Consider the following 16798-nt stretch of genomic DNA (forward strand, 5'->3'; position numbering starts at 1 on the left):
GTCACAGCATGTTTCAACAGTTAAAAAACGGGGAAAAACTTCAGCCAATTGTAATTGAAGTCGAACAACAAATCGCTGATGTTCATAAAGAAATCGACGAAAGAATTGAAACAAACCAATTTCGGGTTTTGAGAAGCTTTCAAAACAAAAGAGTGAGTGATTCGCATTTTATTCCATCAACCGGATATGGATACGATGATATTGGCAGAGATACGCTGGAATTAATATATGCAGATGTCTTTGGCGGTGAAGCAGGTTTAGTACGCCCGCAAATCATTTCCGGCACACATGCCATTTCAATTGCCTTATTCGGTGTCCTCCGCCCTGGGGATGAGCTCCTTTATATAACTGGAAAACCATATGATACACTTGAAGAAATTGTCGGAATTCGTGGTAATGGGGTTGGTTCATTAAAGGAATTCGGAATTTCCTATGATAGTGTGTCGCTGACACAAGAAGGAGGAATCGACTGGAAGACTTTAGCTAAGAAAATCCAACCAAATACAAAAATGATTGGAATTCAGCGCTCAAAGGGTTATGCAACAAGACCATCCTTTACGATTGCGGAAATTGGTAAAATGATTAAGTTTGTTAAAGAAATTAAACAGGATGTAGTCGTATTTGTCGATAACTGTTATGGGGAATTTGTCGAGGAACTGGAGCCGTGCCATGTAGGTGCTGATTTAATGGCTGGATCACTGATTAAAAATCCTGGCGGCGGCATTGCCAAGACTGGCGGATATATCGTTGGTAAAAAACAATGGGTCGAGGCATGTTCCTACCGCATGACATCTCCCGGTATCGGGGCAGAAGCTGGTGCTTCACTCTATAGTCTGCAAGAAATGTATCAAGGTTTCTTCCTAGCACCGCATGTGGTGGGCCAGGCGTTAAAAGGTGCTGTATTTACGTCAGCCTTTTTGGAGAAGTTAGGAATGAATTCTTCACCTAAGTGGGATGCCGAGCGGACGGACTTAATTCAATCCGTACAGTTCGATGATCGTGAGAAAATGATTGCTTTTTGCCAGGCTATTCAATTTGCCTCACCGATTAATTCCTACGTTACTCCGCACCCTAGCTATATGCCCGGGTACGAGGATGATGTCATTATGGCAGCGGGAACCTTTATTCAGGGGGCGAGCATTGAACTTACTGCAGATGGGCCAATTAGGCCACCATATGTAGCCTATGTTCAAGGCGGCTTAACTTATGCCCATGTAAAAATGGCTGTGTGTCTTGCGTTGGATCATTTAGTTGAAAAAGGATTAATTGAACTGAATTAATATAGGTAAAGGGGCGGCTTCAAACAAGCTGTCCTTTTTAATTCAAAAACCATGTTAGATTATCTAACATGTTGTTGACATCTTTTCTAACACCAAATATAATAACAATATAATTTAACCAAAGGGAGGAGAAATTGGTGAGTGGAAAGGAAATTCGCCGTTCCATGCCGTTGTTTCCCATCGGAACTGTCATGCAGCTAACAGAATTAACAGCAAGACAAATCCGCTATTATGAAGAGCACCAATTGATTTCTCCGGCAAGAACCGAGGGGAACAGGCGGCTCTTTAGTTTAAATGATATTGATAGACTTTTAGAAATTAAGGATTTAATTGATCAAGGAGTAAATATGGCTGGTATTAAACAGTTATTCTTGGTCAAACTCCAGCAAGCTAACATGATGGAGAAGCAAACGGAAAAAGCAAAGCCTGATTTAACGAATGAGCAGCTAAGAAAACTTCTTCGTAACGAATTAATGCATTCAGGAAGATTAAATCGTTCCTCTTTGCGCCAGGGCGATATATCACGCTTTTTTCACTAAAGATGAGGTTATTTAAACATTGGAGGTTTTAAAATGGCAAAGTATTCAAGAGAAGACATTAAGCGGTTGGCATCAGAGGAAAATGTGAAATTTATTCGCCTGCAATTCACAGATATTCTTGGAACTATCAAAAACGTCGAAATTCCCATCAGCCAATTAGAAAAAGCACTTGATAACAAAATGATGTTCGATGGATCTTCGATTGAGGGTTTTGTCCGAATTGAAGAATCTGACATGTATTTGTTCCCAGATCTCGACACATGGGTAATTTTCCCGTGGACGGCAGAAAAAGGAAAAGTAGCCCGCCTTGTTTGTGATATCCACAATTCTGATGGCACTCCTTTTGGCGGAGATCCACGTAACAACTTAAAACGCGTTCTAAATGAAATGCGCGAGATGGGCTTTACGGATTTCAACCTTGGACCAGAGCCAGAATTCTTCTTATTTAAACTAGATGAAAATGGGGAACCAACCTTAGAGTTAAATGACCGTGGTGGATATTTTGATTTAGCTCCAACAGATCTTGGTGAAAACTGCCGTCGTGACATTGTCCTCGAATTGGAAGAAATGGGCTTTGAAATCGAAGCATCACACCATGAGGTAGCACCAGGACAGCACGAAATTGACTTTAAATATGCAGATGCTTTAACTGCTTGTGACCAAATTCAAACATTCAAGTTAGTAGTAAAAACGATTGCTCGTAAACACGGTTTGCACGCAACGTTCATGCCAAAACCATTATTCGGTGTAAATGGTTCGGGAATGCATATGAACCTTTCTTTATTTAAAAATGGTGAAAATACTTTCTACGAACCAACGGGTGACCTTCAGATGAGTGATACAGCCCGTCAGTTTATTGCAGGAATCCTAAAACATGCACCAAGCTTTACAGCAGTAACCAATCCAACTGTAAATTCTTATAAACGTTTGGTTCCTGGCTATGAGGCTCCATGTTATGTCGCATGGTCTGCTCAAAACCGTTCACCATTAATCCGTATTCCAGCTTCCCGTGGATTAAGTACACGTGTTGAAGTGAGAAGTGTGGACCCAGCAGCTAACCCATATCTTGCAATGGCCGTACTTTTAAAAGCAGGTTTAGAGGGAATTAAAACTAAATTAACACCTCCTGCACCAGTTGATCGTAATATATATGTAATGAGCAAAGAAGAAAGAATTGAGGAAGGAATCATAGATCTTCCAGCAACACTAGCTCAGGCATTAGAACAATTAAAAGCGGATGAAGTGATTGTTTCCGGACTTGGAGAACACATTTTCGAGCATTTTGTGGAAGCGAAAGAAATTGAATGGGATATGTTTAGAACAGTCGTTCACCAATGGGAACGCGACCAATATATGAGCATGTATTAAAAACGAATTAACCCTTGGTACCGGAATGGTGCTTCGGGTTAATTCCATTTTTATAGCTGGATAAAAAATACCGAGTGGAGTTAATCCCCACTTGGTATTTTTCTTGCCTTCTTATTTCTCATTGTCTGAATTTAATAGTTTAAATCGATTAAGGACGGCATCACCACCAATTCCTGCAATGATTGAAAAAATAATAATCTCTACAAATGAATTTGGAGCTGTGTATAGAACAAGTAGAAGTGAAGCAACTGCACCTAGAAGCAATTCTTCTAGAAAACCAAGGTAAATGAATTTTTTTGTTTTTCGAGGCATAATAATTTTCCCGTACTTGCGAACATGTCCAATGATTCCAACCGACCCACCAATCACTAAAGAGAAAATAATGTCCTTTAACACTGTTTCCCACACTCCTTAAGCCTATAATTTTTGGACCTAAGGTAAATCATGGTGTAGTTCTATTATATGAAAGATTTACAATATCAGCATGGGTAAATATATTGAATTTTCAATATATTCAACAGAGAAATGGTATTTTCAAAGATTTTTCCCAATAAAAAAAGAGCTGGCGGATGCCTGCTCTTATTGGTTTTAATGGATATGTCGATAAACCCCAATGACTTTTCCTAGTATCGAAACATTCCTTAGAATAATAGGATCCATAGTAGAATTCTCAGGTTGCAGGCGAATGTAGTCCTTTTCCTTAAAAAATCGCTTACATGTAGCTTCGTCTTCTTCGGTCATTGCCACAACAATATCGCCGTTATTAGCGGTTTGTTGCTGTTTAACAATAACATAATCGCCGTCAAGGATCCCCGCCTCTATCATACTTTCACCCATGATTTCTAGCATAAATACCTGCTCATCTGCTGGCGCTAGACTTTCTGGTAGCGGGAAGTACTCTTCAACATTTTCGATTGCTGTAATTGGCAAACCTGCTGTAACTTTCCCAACTACGGGAACATTGACTACTTTGTTTCTAGGAATATGCGCTGCTACATCGACTTCTAAGATTTCGATTGCTCTTGGTTTCGTAGGGTCCCGTCTAATAAGGCCTTTACTTTCCAGCCTTGCTAAATGACCGTGAACAGTAGAACTAGATGCTAATCCAACTGCTTCGCCAATTTCCCTTACAGAAGGCGGATATCCCTTACTCCTAACTTCGTCTTTAATGAAGTCCAGGATATCCTGCTGTCGCTTTGATATTTTTACCATGATAAAATGCACCTCGCCTGGTTAATGTTGTCTCTATTATAGCATGTTCGCATATTATATACAAACATAAGTTCGAAAAGGTTGTTGACAACAAACAAATGTTCGTTTTATAATAAAATTAAATAAAGAGAACGTACATTCCTAAAAGAGGTGTCATTATGAAAAATTTATGGAGCAAATATTCGTATGCTATTACTCTAATCCTTTTAAGCTGTTCCTTAGCTTTCATTTTATCGGTTCAAAAACAATCCATTGATCAAAATAAATACTTAAAGGTAAAGATTTCTGAAGGAGACTCACTTTGGGGAATTTCGAATCAATATTCCGATCTGCACTCACTTACGAATGAGGAATTCGTTAGCTGGGTAAAAAATCACAATAAAAATGTTAGTGATCAAATTTTTCCAGGTGAAGAAATCATCATTCCAGTCAATAAAAAATCTTCATCTTCAACCACAGAATTAGCTAGTGCCATTGGCGATTAGGAAGGGAATTTTATATGAAAGCAATCATATACTGCCGTGTAAGTACAAATAAGGAAACACAAGAGTCTTCATTAAAACGCCAGGAAGAGGAATTAGTCCAGCTCGCGAATCAGCAACAATTTGAAATAGATTTAATTATAAAAGAAAAGGCAAGTGGCTATGATTTTGAAAGAGAAGGTATACTACAAGTATTAGAACGAATAAAAGATAAAAAGGTACAAGCGTTGTTAATCCAGGATGAAACACGTCTTGGTAGAGGGAACACCAAAATAGCTCTTTTACATTGCATAATGAAAGAAGGTACGAAACTTTATAGCATTTCTCATAATGGCGAATTGCAACTTTCAGAATCGGATTCTATGGTTTTGAAAATCGTTAGTATGGTGGAGGAGTATCAGCGAAAACTTCATAATGTTAAAATCAAGCGAGGAATGAAACGTGCAGTTCAACAAGGTTATCATCCTGAAAAAAATCTAAAAAATCTAGGTGAAGCATCTGGCAGGGACAAAATAAATGTCCCAGTTGAAGAAATTGTAAGGTTAAGAAAAAATGGATTGACCTTTGCGGAAATTGCCGCAATTCTAAGAGGTTTTAAATATAATATTTCTAAAGCAACCGTACATAGAAGGTATCAAGAATATATGGAATCACAAGATGAATAGACCTTTTGCCTTGTCAAAAGGCTTTTTTTTTAGTAAAATCATTTCTCTGTACTGATTCTTTACCGAAAGGAAGGTTCTTGAATGCTATCGAAGGAAAAAATGGCTAGAATCAATGAGCTTGCAAGAAAAGCAAAAGCAACCGGATTAACGGAAACAGAAGCGAGAGAGCAATCTCAATTAAGAAGTGAGTATTTGGCAACTTTTCGTTCTCAAATGCTTGATACATTAACAAATACAAAGTTCATTGATCCAGAAGGTAATGACGTAACACCGGAAAAAATAAAAGCCCGGAAAAAAAATACACTTCATTAATCAAATAGGAATACAATTTGTATTCCTTTTTTTACATATACCAGCCAGTTATGTGTCAAAATAAAAAACAAAGTGACTTTTGTTCCTTATTTTAGTGCTATTTGTTGAATTATCAACAGTAGCAATATAATATTAATGTTGTATTTAGTATTCACGTAACAAAGAAAGGATGTATTTCATGTTTAATACTATTGATGATTTATCCGTTACTTCTATCCGTACGCTTTCTATTGATGCAATCGAGAAAGCAAACTCAGGACATCCTGGGATGCCTATGGGTGCTGCACCCATGACTTATACATTGTGGACCCGTTTCATGAACCAGAACCCAAAGAACCCTCATTGGTTTAACCGTGATCGTTTTGTATTATCAGCAGGTCATGGTTCTGCGTTGTTATACAGCATGCTTCATTTATCTGGTTATAATCTTTCAATGGATGATTTAAAACAATTCCGCCAATGGGGAAGTAAAACACCTGGACACCCTGAGTATGGTCACACAGAAGGCGTAGAAGCAACAACAGGTCCGCTTGGCCAGGGAATTGCAATGGCAGTTGGAATGGCAATGGCAGAACGCCATGTCGCAAGTGTTTATAATAAAGATAATTATGAACTTGTGAACCATTTTACATACAGCGTTTGTGGCGATGGTGACTTAATGGAAGGTGTATCTGCGGAGGCTGCTTCGCTTGCAGGACATTTAAAATTAGGACGTTTAGTTGTTCTATACGATTCCAATGATATTTCTCTTGATGGCGACTTAAATATGTCTTTCTCTGAGAGTGTTAAGGGCCGTTTCCAAGCATACGGATGGCAATATCTCCGGGTTGAAGATGGTAATAATCTTGAAGAAATTGCGAAAGCTCTTGAAGAAGCTCGAAATGATCTGGACAGACCAACAATGATTGAAGTGAGAACGACGATTGGTTATGGTTCACCAAACCGTGCAGGAACTTCAGGAGTTCACGGTTCACCACTTGGAGCAGAAGAGCTTAAGCTTACAAAAGAAGCCTATAAATGGACTTTCGAAGAAGACTTTCATGTACCACAAGAAGTATATGACCATTTCCAAAAACTCATTGTTGAAAATGGTGAGAAGAAGGAAAGAGAATGGAATGACCTTTTTGCTCAGTACAAAAAGGAATATCCTGAACTAGCAACTCAGTTGCAACAAGCATTAAACAATGAACTTCCTGCAGGATGGGACAAAGATATCCCAGTTTACAGTGAAGGTAAGAGTCTTGCAAGCCGTGCATCTTCTGGTGAAGTCTTAAATGGTATTGCTAAAAATCTTCCTATTTTTATTGGTGGATCAGCTGACCTTGCCGGTTCCAATAAAACAATGATTAAAGGTACAAAAGACTATATGCCTGGTTCTTATGAAGGACGCAATTTCTGGTTTGGTGTCCGAGAATTTGCAATGGGTGCTGCAATGAACGGTATTGCGCTTCATGGTGGTGTAAAAGTATTTGGTGGAACATTCTTTGTATTCTCTGATTACTTGCGTCCAGCGATTCGACTAGCTGCATTAATGGGGTTACCTGTTACTTATGTATTTACTCATGATAGCATTGCCGTTGGAGAGGATGGACCAACACACGAGCCTGTCGAACAGCTTGCAGCATTACGCGCGATGTCTGGATTATCAATCATTCGTCCAGCGGATGGTAATGAAACAGCAGCAGCTTGGAAGCTAGCGGTTGAATCCACAAATAAACCAACAGCACTTATCTTGACTCGTCAAGATTTACCAACATTAAAAGGTACTGACACAAATGCATATGACGGAGTTTCAAAAGGAGCATATGTAGTCTCTCCTGCTGAAAATAAAACTCCAGATGCCTTACTGCTGGCAACTGGTTCAGAAGTAAGCCTCGCTGTTGAGGCACAAAAAGCACTTGCTGGAGAAGGGGTTCATGTTTCTGTAGTAAGTATGCCTTCATGGGATCGCTTCGAGCAACAATCCCAAGATTATAAAGATTCAGTTCTTCCAAAGAGTGTGAAAAAGCGCCTTGGAATTGAAGTGGGTGCTTCCTTCGGCTGGCACAAATATACCGGTGACGAAGGTGATGTATTAGCAATCGACAAATTTGGAGCATCTGCACCAGGTGAGAAAATTATGGAAGAATACGGCTTTACAGTAAATAACGTCGTTGCCCGAGTAAAAGAGCTTTTACAAAAATAATAAAATATGAGAGAGAACGGAATATCCGTTCTCTTTTTTTTGTGTGTTTTATTGTTAAAATATGGAAAAATATCCAATGATCCAAGAAATAGAGCCAAAAAGGTAAAAATTTAAGCCAAAACTTGAAAAAATGAGCCATAAATCAAAATTTTTGAGCCAAAGCCTCTCTAAAATGAGCCAATAAGCAAATCGCTTCAGCTAAGAATCAATATTAAATTTAAGAATTAACTAAAAAGTATATAAAATGGAAGCATTAACATTTATAATAGAAGCAAATTTTTATTATTTCGGGGTGACCATTGGGTGAATAGTTTGACTAAAGATCAAATAGAATTGTTTCAAGAGTGTCCAGATTGCCATGAAAGCATTCCACTACATATTGGATATATCTCTTGGTGTGAATGCGGGTATAATTTGCATCCCATACAAGAAGAAAAAAAGAAAACACAAATTGAGAAACTTTATGAGCATTTAGGAGAAAAAAGTGGTCAGTTTATTTTTAATAAAATGATCAATAGAGAAAATTTGAGGTCAAGATTTTCATTTATCGATGGACTGGCATTATTAATAGCAACTTTTGTTCATACTTTGAGTTTTGCTTCATTTTTATTTGGACTGTATTTATTATTTATCCATTCCTTCTCATTTATATCATTATTTTTGGGGCTTTTATTAGTTGGAATTGCTTGGTTTACGAGACCCAGGGTTGGTAAATTGGAAAAAGAGGAATGGATTATCCCTCGTGAAGAAATACCTACAACCTATGCAGTAATGGATGAGTTAGCTGACAAGATGGGGTTGAAAAAGATTGATGGAATCATCATAAATGAAAAATATAATGCCTCTATTATGAAAATAGGCTGGAGGAGAAGAACAATTGTTAAGATCGGTGTACCTCTTTTCGCTGCATTCACTCCTGAAGAACAATGCTCCATTATCGCTCATGAATTAGGACATTATCTTAATAAAGATTTAACCTATGGCTTTTATATTGGAACTGCCTTGAGCACTTTATTTGATTGGTATTCTCTATTGGACCCAGTCCCTTCAAATCAAACCTTTGAGTATAGTCTGCTTGATATGGTGACAAATTTTTTAATGAAAATTCTTGCGCAAATTCCATTTTTATTCTTTTGGTTTTTACTCCATCTCGTTTGGAACAACTCGCAAAAGGGAGAATATTTAGCAGATTATCGAGCTGCTCAAACGTGCGGAAGTCAAGATCTAGTGACAGCCTTAGAAAAACTGCATTATGATGATATTTTTAATCATTCCCTTTCAAATGTTTCTTTAAATGATGGGGCGACAAATGTAATAGATGAATTTAGATCACGACTTGCAGCCATGCCGGAACGGGAGAAAAAAAGGTATAAATTAAGGTGTGAGCGGGAGAGATTCCAATTAGATGCAACACACCCTCCGACTGCTTTTCGCATTCAATTCATTGAAAAGCAAAATCTCTCGGGCAGTTTTACCATCCGTCCAGAGAAAGCGAAAATGTTGGTAGCTGAGCTTGATGCAATGAAGGAACACATTCACGAGATTGCAGTTGAAGACTATCGATATTATTGGTTAAATTAGTTATATTTTTTACATTAAAAAGAACGGAATACTTTTTTATAAGGATTGATCAATAATCTACCTAATTCATAATAGATTTGTTTAGAAACCAGTTAATCGACAAAAATAGTGAAAGTTTTTGCCACCAAGAGACAAATGTTTCGTTTGTGATTTTTTATAATAGATAAAAGGGTTTCAACGAAGGAGAGAACAATGGTGAGAAAATATCAGCTTTATTTAATAGAAGATGAATTTGCTGCCCATTACTTCGGAAGAGAGCGCTTGTTTTATCAGCTTTTTCAGGAACATCAAAAGGCGGACGGTGAGCTTAAATTTATTACTAAAAAACAAATATCATATATAACCAAAAGGGTAGAGGCTTTAAAAATTCACCAGCTTATTCAAAAGCAGCTTGGAAGAATAAAGGGATTTAAGGCGGTTCATGGTGCATACTCAATTGAATTAAGTGGGAAGCTAAGTACGGCAAAATTGGAAGTGTTTCAGGAATTAATTACAGTAGAGGCTGGGGGTAGCTATGAGGCAGAGACAGCATTTTTTGAAGTTCTTCGCAAATGTGAAACCTCATTTTTAGCGTTAGACCTCGAACACCAGCGCTATGGTTGGTTAAAGCCAATTAAGGAAAGAAAATTTATCTAATTGAAAGCAGATATTGTCTAATTCTATTTTATTTAGTACACTGTATGGTAGACAACATGAAGGAGGAAGTTGAATGGGTACTACTGGTCTTGTAATTCTAGTTGGTATACTAGCATTAGTCGCTGGTGTAGCACTAGGATTTTTCATTGCTCGTAAATATATGATGAGCTATTTAAAGAAAAATCCGCCAATTAATGAACAAATGCTGAAAATGATGATGATGCAAATGGGGCAAAAACCATCGCAGAAGAAGATCAACCAAATGATGGCAGCCATGAACAAGCAGCAGTCAAAATAACAGACAAGCACTCATTTAAATATGGGTGCTTTTTTTTGTGCTTTAAAGGAAACATATCTAAATCTTTATTATTTTACGAATATTTGATAAAATAGGAATCTCAGTGTGGGGAATAAATATTGATCATGGATCAAATGAAACAAGGATTAATTTTTTGTTGTTTTGGGGGTGTTTTAATGAAAGTTTTTTTAGAGTTAGGCTGGTTTTTTAAACAGGAGAAAAAAGCGTACATATCGGGGATTTTTATTTTATTGTTAGTGGCAATGCTGCAGTTGGTACCGCCTAAGGTGATCGGAATTTTAGCCGATCATATTAATGACAGAACGATATCTAAAGGCATGCTTGCACAGTGGATGATCGTACTTATCGCAGTTGGGCTTGCAATGTATGGACTAAGATATTATTGGAGAATTATGATTTTTGGCTCATCAGTTAAACTTAGCAAAATTTTAAGAAATCGCTTGTATCAGCATTTTACCAATATGTCCCCATCGTTTTATCAGAAAAGTCGCGTCGGCGATTTAATGGCCCATGCAACTAACGACCTGTCAGCTATCCAGCAAACGGCGGGGGCAGGGGTCTTGACACTCGTTGACTCACTTTCAACCGGCGGGTTTGTTATCATCGCGATGGCATTCACAATCAGCTGGAAGTTAACGTTAATTTGTTTAATTCCGATGCCTTTTATGGCTATGTTGACAAGCTGGTTTGGGACGATGTTACATCGGAGTTTTTATAAAGCACAAGAAGCTTTCTCTTCATTAAATGATAAAACACAGGAAAGTATGACCGGAATAAAGGTAATTAAAACATTTGGCCAGGAAAAAGAAGATATTGAGGATTTCCGGAAACAATCGGAAGATGTTGTGCAAAAAAATATTGTGGTCGCAAAAATAGATTCCCTCTATGACCCAACTATTTCGATAATTGTCGGGATTTCCTTTTTCTTATCAATTGCATTTGGAGCGAAATATGTACTTAATGGTGAATTATCGATTGGAGAATTAATCTCGTTTACAACCTACTTAGGTTTATTGATTTGGCCAATGCTTGCGTTTGGCTGGCTGTTTAACATCGTCGAACGCGGTCGTGCTTCTTACGACCGGGTTGCCGCACTTCTTAGGGAAAAGTTAGAAATCACTGATACCGACAATTCTTTGGACGTGATGCCTTATGGGGATATCCAATTTACAATTGCTGAATTTACCTATCCAGGTGATTCACGGCCAATCTTAAACGATGTGTCGTTTACAATAAACGCAGGTGAGACACTCGGGATTGTTGGTAAGACGGGATCAGGAAAAACAACACTGTTAAAGCTGCTAATTCGCGAGTTCGAGGGTTACCAAGGGGAAATTCTTTTTGGTGGTCGGGCATTGAAGGACTATAAGCTGAATAGATTACGGGAAGCGATTGGCTATGTCCCACAGGATCATTTCTTATTTTCGGCTTCAGTAGCTGAAAATATTGCCTTTACAGACCCGTCAGCATCGATGGAGGATATCGAGAAAGCAGCCAAATTAGCCAACATCCATGACGATATTCTCCAATTTACTGATGGCTATAATACAGTTGTTGGTGAGCGAGGGGTCTCATTATCAGGCGGCCAGAAACAACGAATTTCGATTGCCCGTGCACTGTTAATGAGTCCCGAGGTATTAGTCCTTGATGATTCCTTATCAGCCGTGGATGCCAAAACAGAGGAAGCGATCCTTTCGTCATTAAGACAGAATCGTGAAGGAAAAACCACCATTATTACCTCACACCGGTTAAGTGCGATTCAACATGCCAATCTAATTCTTGTACTTGAAGATGGAAAGGTTATTGAACGAGGTGCCCATGAGGACCTTATGGAATTGGACGGTTGGTACAAGGAAATGTATTTACACCAGCAGCTAGAGGAACTGGTGGAGCATGGAGGACATTAATATGGAAGAGAAAATACAGCTATCAGAACGTGAGCAAAGAAAGATCTTATACCGTCTTCTTTCCTATACTAAACCACATAAGAAAAAGATCAGTATCGCATTCATCCTGCTGCTATTAACAACCATAGGAGACATCTTCCTGCCGTTTTTAGTCAAGATATTCATCGATGATTATTTGACACCCGGGAAGCTTGCGTTTCAGCCATTATTGATTCTTGGCTCGGTTTATTTGGGAATTCAAGTCGTTAAAGCTGTTCTGATGTTTTTCCAATTTGTTAAATTTCAAGAGATTGCCCTCTACATTATCCAGCAACTACGGATAGATGTTTTTTCAAAGGTGCAGTCGCTAGGTTTAAAATATTTCGATAAAACACCGGCGGGAAGTATCGTGTCCCGAGTGACGAATGATACTGAAGCAATTAAGGATATGTTTGTCACCGTCATTGCCACGTTTATTCAAAGTGGATTTTTGCTGACAGGTATTTTCATTGCCATGTTTATTTTGAATGTAAAGCTTGCCTTGTTTTGCGTCATCATTATTCCAATTTTATTATATGTGATGAATCTTTACAGAAAATTAAGCTCGCGCTATTACCTTGATATGCGCGAAAGGTTGAGCCAATTGAATGCGAAGCTTGCCGAGTCACTCCAAGGAATGGCGATTATTCAAGTTTTTCGTCAGGAAAAACGCCTACGTAATGAGTTCGGTGCAATTAATGAGAAGCACTACCAGGCTGGGATGAAAAATATTAAAATTGATGGCTTGTTGTTAAGGCCGGCAATTGACCTGATTTATATTTTTGCTCTTATTATTGTCCTTAGCTATTTTGGAATATCGTCCTTCCAACACAGTATTGAAATTGGGGTTATCTATGCGTTTATCAATTATTTGGATCGTTTCTTTGAACCAGTTAACCAAATGATGATGAGACTTTCCTTATTCCAGCAAGCCATTGTCGCCGGTTCACGCGTATTTAAATTGTTGGATGAGGAAGAATTAGCGCCTGCACAAAAAGAAGAGGTTGGTATTGCTATTCAACAGGGGAAAATAGAGTTTAAAAACTTAAGTTTTTCCTATGATGGAAAACGAGACGTTTTAAAAAATATTTCCTTTACGGCTAATCCAGGGGAAACGGTTGCACTTGTCGGGCATACCGGCAGTGGAAAGAGCTCGATCATTAATCTAATGTTGCGGTTTTATGAATTTGAACGCGGGGAAATTTTGATTGATGGAGAATCGATAAGGAACTTTACTAAGGATGAGCTTAGAGAGAAAATGGGCCTCGTTTTGCAGGATCCGTTTTTGTTTTATGGAACGGTAAAGGATAATATTCGCCTTCACAATCAAGGAATGACTGATGACCAAGTGGAAGAGGCGGCGAGATTTGTTCAGGCCCATTTGTTTATTGAAAGGCTTGAAGGTGGCTTTGACCATCGGGTAGTAGAGCGAGGAGCAACATTCTCCAGTGGACAGCGGCAATTGATTGCCTTTGCAAGGACGATTGCAGCGAATCCCAAAATATTGGTGCTAGATGAAGCAACTGCCAATATTGATACGGAAACAGAAGAAGCAATTCAAACGGCACTAGCGAAAATGCGCAAAGGTCGGACTACGATTGCGATTGCCCATCGTCTATCAACTATTCAGGATGCTGATTTAATTCTTGTCCTGCATCAAGGGGAAATTGTCGAACGCGGAACCCATCAGGAACTGTTGTCTTATGGAGGTTTATACCATAAAATGTTCTTGCTGCAAAACGGGGCTGTTGAACATCTTGAAGATATTGTTAATTAATAGAAAAAGGCCTGGAGCAGTAAGCCAGGCTTTTAGTATGCTTATTCTTTCTGTGTTTTGTAAAAGTTTAAAAGTACTAACAGACTGACGATGGAACTTTTTTAATATATTTTCTATTATATTCATTTAAAAGGTTATCAAGTTCCTGGCTGTAGCGAATTGCAACGGAGGAAGTCAAGCCGTTGGTTATGGCGACGTGGATTAATTCAGCTCGCTTATTTTCTATTAATGTAACTAAATCCTGTTTGATCACGGCCGATGTCCTTTCCGGAGTAACTCCTAATATAAGGTAATTAAAAGACTACTAAAATGGCATTGTTTTACTAGTATAACCTATAATGTAAATTACTTCAAAGAGATTTGTAAAATAATACCCAATAATATAGGGTGTGAATTGGAAAAAATGAAATTTTTTTGAAGTGGAATGATTGGAGACACAAAATATTCATGTTAATCATTATCTTTTGGATAAAAGTTTTGTTAGAATGAAAAAGTATCGACTATAGTAGGAGTGTTAATATGTCTGATGTAAATATTTTTATGGCGTTTGGTGCAGGGTTTTTAAGCTTTATTTCACCTTGTTGTTTACCTCTTTATCCTGCATTCCTTTCGTATATCACAGGAATGTCTGTTGGGGAATTAAAAAGTGAAAATGCCATGCTGAAAAAACGGAGTCTGTTACATACGTTATTTTTCTTAATTGGTTTTTCCCTCATTTTTGTAGCGCTCGGATTTGGAACCTCATTTCTTGGGAATTTTTTCAGTGAATACAAAGATTTAATTCGCCAGCTTGGAGCGATTTTTATTATTTTCTTTGGTTTGATGATTGTTGGTATCTTTAAACCCGAGTTTTTAATGAAGGATCGACGATTTGAATTCAAAAATCGACCATCGGGATATATTGGATCTATTTTAATCGGAATGGCTTTTGCTGCTGGCTGGACACCATGTACTGGTCCAATTCTTGGGTTCGTTATCACTCTTGCTGGACAGAATCCTAGTTCGGGTATGTTATACATGATTGCTTACTCCCTTGGCTTCGCGATTCCATTTTTCATTTTATCCTTCTTTGTCGGCCAAATGAAGTGGATTAAGACTCACAGTTTGAAGATTATGAAAATTGGCGGCTATATTATGCTTGTAATGGGGGTTATCCTCTTTTTTGACTGGATGACAAAAATCATAGGATTTTTCTCTATAATATTTGGGGACTTTATCGGATTTTAATTTCCATTGAATAATAAGATATTCCTAAAAAAATAAAATGTAATATTTTTAATCGTAGTTTCTATGGTTTTCAAAGGATGCTAGATGGTAGTTTTGTTGACGTGGATGGGGTTCTAGGGGGAAGGTTGTTGGCAAAAATATTAATTGTTGATGATACTAAATTAATGAGAGAGAAATTAAATCAAATTATTAATAAAAATAACCATGAGGTCGTAGGGGAAGCAGATAATGGCAATAAGGCTATTCAACTTTACCGCGAATTAAAACCAGATCTTGTTACCATGGATATTACGATGCCTGAAATGAGTGGACTTGAAGCAACCAAGGTTATTCGTGGCGAGTTTCCTGATGCGCGAATTATTATGTGTTCAGCAATGGGACAGCATAAAATTATTGTTGAAGCGATTGAATCAGGGGCAAAAGACTTTATTCTCAAGCCTTTTGATGATTGTCAAGTTATAGAAGCAATTAATAGAGCCTTGAAATCATAACCATTTAGGAATATCCTAATATGGTTTTTCCTTTTTTTTGTATAGGTTATTTATGCACATTAATAATAGAATCAGAAATTCAGTTGAAAATTTTTAACAACATTGATTAGTTGAGATATAATGAGTTAGTAAATAATTTGATAAGGGAAGAATGATTCCAATGAACTACTTAGTTATTTCTTCAATCGGAGCAGTTTTTATGGGCTTTTTTGTTCTGATTGTTCGTATGAAGGCCGCAAAGAAACCTACAAATGTGAAAAAGATTATCTTGCCGCCTGTTTTCATGGCCAGCGGAGCACTTATGTACATTGTTCCAGAATTCAGACTTACCCCAAAGGAAATTTTAGAGGCCGTAATCGTTGGGATGCTATTTTCTATTCTACTAATCAAAACCTCTAAATTTGAAATTCGCGATAATAATATTTATTTAAAGCGGTCCAAGGCGTTTATTTTTATTTTAGTCGGTTTGTTAGTAGTTCGTCTTGTATTAAAAACAATTTTAAGTAGTACGATTGATATTGGACAGTTAAGTGGAATGTTCTTCCTCCTTGCCTTCAGCATGATTGTACCGTGGCGTGTTGCAATGTATAGGTCATTCAGTAAACTCAAAAAAGAGCTTCACGGAATAAAAATGATATAAAATTTCTGACACTGATTCTTTGGAGTCAGTGTTTTTATTTTAATAAAAGAATTTATAACATCGGACTTCGAGAAATGTCCAGCTCCAGGCGCCATCGGCTTGTGGACTTCGCTCTTCTCCCTACGATAAGTCAACATCGGTTCGCTCCTCTCACCGTGT

The 16798-nt window shown here is 37.8% G+C and carries 18 protein-coding genes; 15 read left to right on the forward strand and 3 right to left on the reverse strand.

The genetic code is table 11. The features are described from left to right. Window positions 1-8: 8 nt before the first annotated feature. From RTR43_RS15125 to glnA, 3 genes are all read left to right on the forward strand, one after another. Complete coding sequence (locus RTR43_RS15125) at window positions 9-1280, forward strand: methionine gamma-lyase family protein (protein WP_312473068.1); 1272 nt, start codon at window positions 9-11, stop codon at window positions 1278-1280. Between the two features lie 137 nt (window positions 1281-1417). Then, a complete protein-coding gene (locus RTR43_RS15130) occupies window positions 1418-1819 on the forward strand; it encodes a MerR family transcriptional regulator (protein WP_312473069.1) in 402 nt (133 codons plus the stop codon). 33 nt (window positions 1820-1852) lie between these two features. After that, the gene (gene glnA / locus RTR43_RS15135) at window positions 1853-3187 is read left to right on the forward strand and encodes a type I glutamate--ammonia ligase (protein ID WP_312473070.1); all 1335 of its coding nucleotides are present in this window, start codon (window positions 1853-1855) and stop codon (window positions 3185-3187) included. A gap of 111 nt (window positions 3188-3298) precedes the next feature. Here the strand turns inward: glnA and RTR43_RS15140 are convergent, their stop codons facing one another. Both RTR43_RS15140 and lexA read right to left on the reverse strand, forming a co-directional pair. Next, entirely contained in the window at window positions 3299-3583 is a 285-nt protein-coding gene (locus tag RTR43_RS15140) for a DUF4257 domain-containing protein (protein ID WP_248733509.1), read from the reverse strand. 192 nt (window positions 3584-3775) lie between these two features. After that, window positions 3776-4399, reverse strand: a complete 624-nt coding sequence (lexA, locus tag RTR43_RS15145; RefSeq protein ID WP_312473071.1) for a transcriptional repressor LexA — start codon at window positions 4397-4399, stop codon at window positions 3776-3778. A gap of 158 nt (window positions 4400-4557) precedes the next feature. Between lexA and yneA the strand changes: the two genes are divergently transcribed. From yneA to RTR43_RS15190, 9 genes are all read left to right on the forward strand, one after another. After that, the gene (gene yneA, locus RTR43_RS15150) at window positions 4558-4884 is read left to right on the forward strand and encodes a cell division suppressor protein YneA (RefSeq protein WP_312473072.1); all 327 of its coding nucleotides are present in this window, start codon (window positions 4558-4560) and stop codon (window positions 4882-4884) included. A gap of 14 nt (window positions 4885-4898) precedes the next feature. Further along, window positions 4899-5546: a YneB family resolvase-like protein gene (locus RTR43_RS15155; RefSeq protein ID WP_312473073.1), complete on the forward strand. Its 648-nt coding sequence runs from the start codon at window positions 4899-4901 to the stop codon at window positions 5544-5546. An 81-nt stretch (window positions 5547-5627) separates the two neighbouring features. After that, window positions 5628-5858, forward strand: a complete 231-nt coding sequence (locus RTR43_RS15160; RefSeq protein WP_248733505.1) for a DUF896 domain-containing protein — start codon at window positions 5628-5630, stop codon at window positions 5856-5858. A 178-nt stretch (window positions 5859-6036) separates the two neighbouring features. Continuing rightward, window positions 6037-8043 carry a transketolase gene (gene tkt / locus RTR43_RS15165; RefSeq protein ID WP_312473074.1) on the forward strand — a complete coding sequence of 669 codons (2007 nt, stop codon included), beginning with the start codon at window positions 6037-6039 and terminating at the stop codon, window positions 8041-8043. A gap of 303 nt (window positions 8044-8346) precedes the next feature. After that, window positions 8347-9624 carry a M48 family metalloprotease gene (locus tag RTR43_RS15170; protein WP_312473075.1) on the forward strand — a complete coding sequence of 426 codons (1278 nt, stop codon included), beginning with the start codon at window positions 8347-8349 and terminating at the stop codon, window positions 9622-9624. A 192-nt stretch (window positions 9625-9816) separates the two neighbouring features. After that, window positions 9817-10260, forward strand: coding sequence for a sporulation inhibitor of replication protein SirA (sirA, locus tag RTR43_RS15175; RefSeq protein WP_312473076.1), 444 nt, complete (start codon window positions 9817-9819; stop codon window positions 10258-10260). Window positions 10261-10333: 73 nt separating this feature from the next. Then, window positions 10334-10558 (forward strand): YneF family protein, encoded by a 225-nt coding sequence (locus RTR43_RS15180; protein ID WP_312473077.1) that lies wholly within the window; start codon window positions 10334-10336, stop codon window positions 10556-10558. 176 nt (window positions 10559-10734) lie between these two features. Beyond that, complete coding sequence (locus RTR43_RS15185; RefSeq protein ID WP_312473078.1) at window positions 10735-12486, forward strand: ABC transporter transmembrane domain-containing protein; 1752 nt, start codon at window positions 10735-10737, stop codon at window positions 12484-12486. 1 nt (window position 12487) lies between these two features. Beyond that, a complete protein-coding gene (locus tag RTR43_RS15190) occupies window positions 12488-14281 on the forward strand; it encodes an ABC transporter ATP-binding protein (protein ID WP_312473079.1) in 1794 nt (597 codons plus the stop codon). A 76-nt stretch (window positions 14282-14357) separates the two neighbouring features. Here the strand turns inward: RTR43_RS15190 and RTR43_RS15195 are convergent, their stop codons facing one another. After that, a complete protein-coding gene (locus tag RTR43_RS15195) occupies window positions 14358-14534 on the reverse strand; it encodes an aspartyl-phosphate phosphatase Spo0E family protein (protein WP_248733500.1) in 177 nt (58 codons plus the stop codon). Between the two features lie 266 nt (window positions 14535-14800). Here RTR43_RS15195 and RTR43_RS15200 point away from each other — a divergent pair, with 266 nt between their 5' ends. From RTR43_RS15200 to RTR43_RS15210, 3 genes are all read left to right on the forward strand, one after another. After that, window positions 14801-15508 carry a cytochrome c biogenesis CcdA family protein gene (locus tag RTR43_RS15200; protein ID WP_312473080.1) on the forward strand — a complete coding sequence of 236 codons (708 nt, stop codon included), beginning with the start codon at window positions 14801-14803 and terminating at the stop codon, window positions 15506-15508. A 128-nt stretch (window positions 15509-15636) separates the two neighbouring features. Continuing rightward, window positions 15637-15999: a response regulator gene (locus tag RTR43_RS15205; RefSeq protein ID WP_312473081.1), complete on the forward strand. Its 363-nt coding sequence runs from the start codon at window positions 15637-15639 to the stop codon at window positions 15997-15999. Between the two features lie 160 nt (window positions 16000-16159). Beyond that, complete coding sequence (locus RTR43_RS15210; protein ID WP_312473082.1) at window positions 16160-16639, forward strand: CcdC family protein; 480 nt, start codon at window positions 16160-16162, stop codon at window positions 16637-16639. Window positions 16640-16798: the final 159 nt, after the last annotated feature.

This window comes from Neobacillus sp. (genome assembly GCF_031988165.1).
GTDB lineage: Bacteria > Bacillota > Bacilli > Bacillales > Cytobacillaceae > Neobacillus > Neobacillus rhizosphaerae.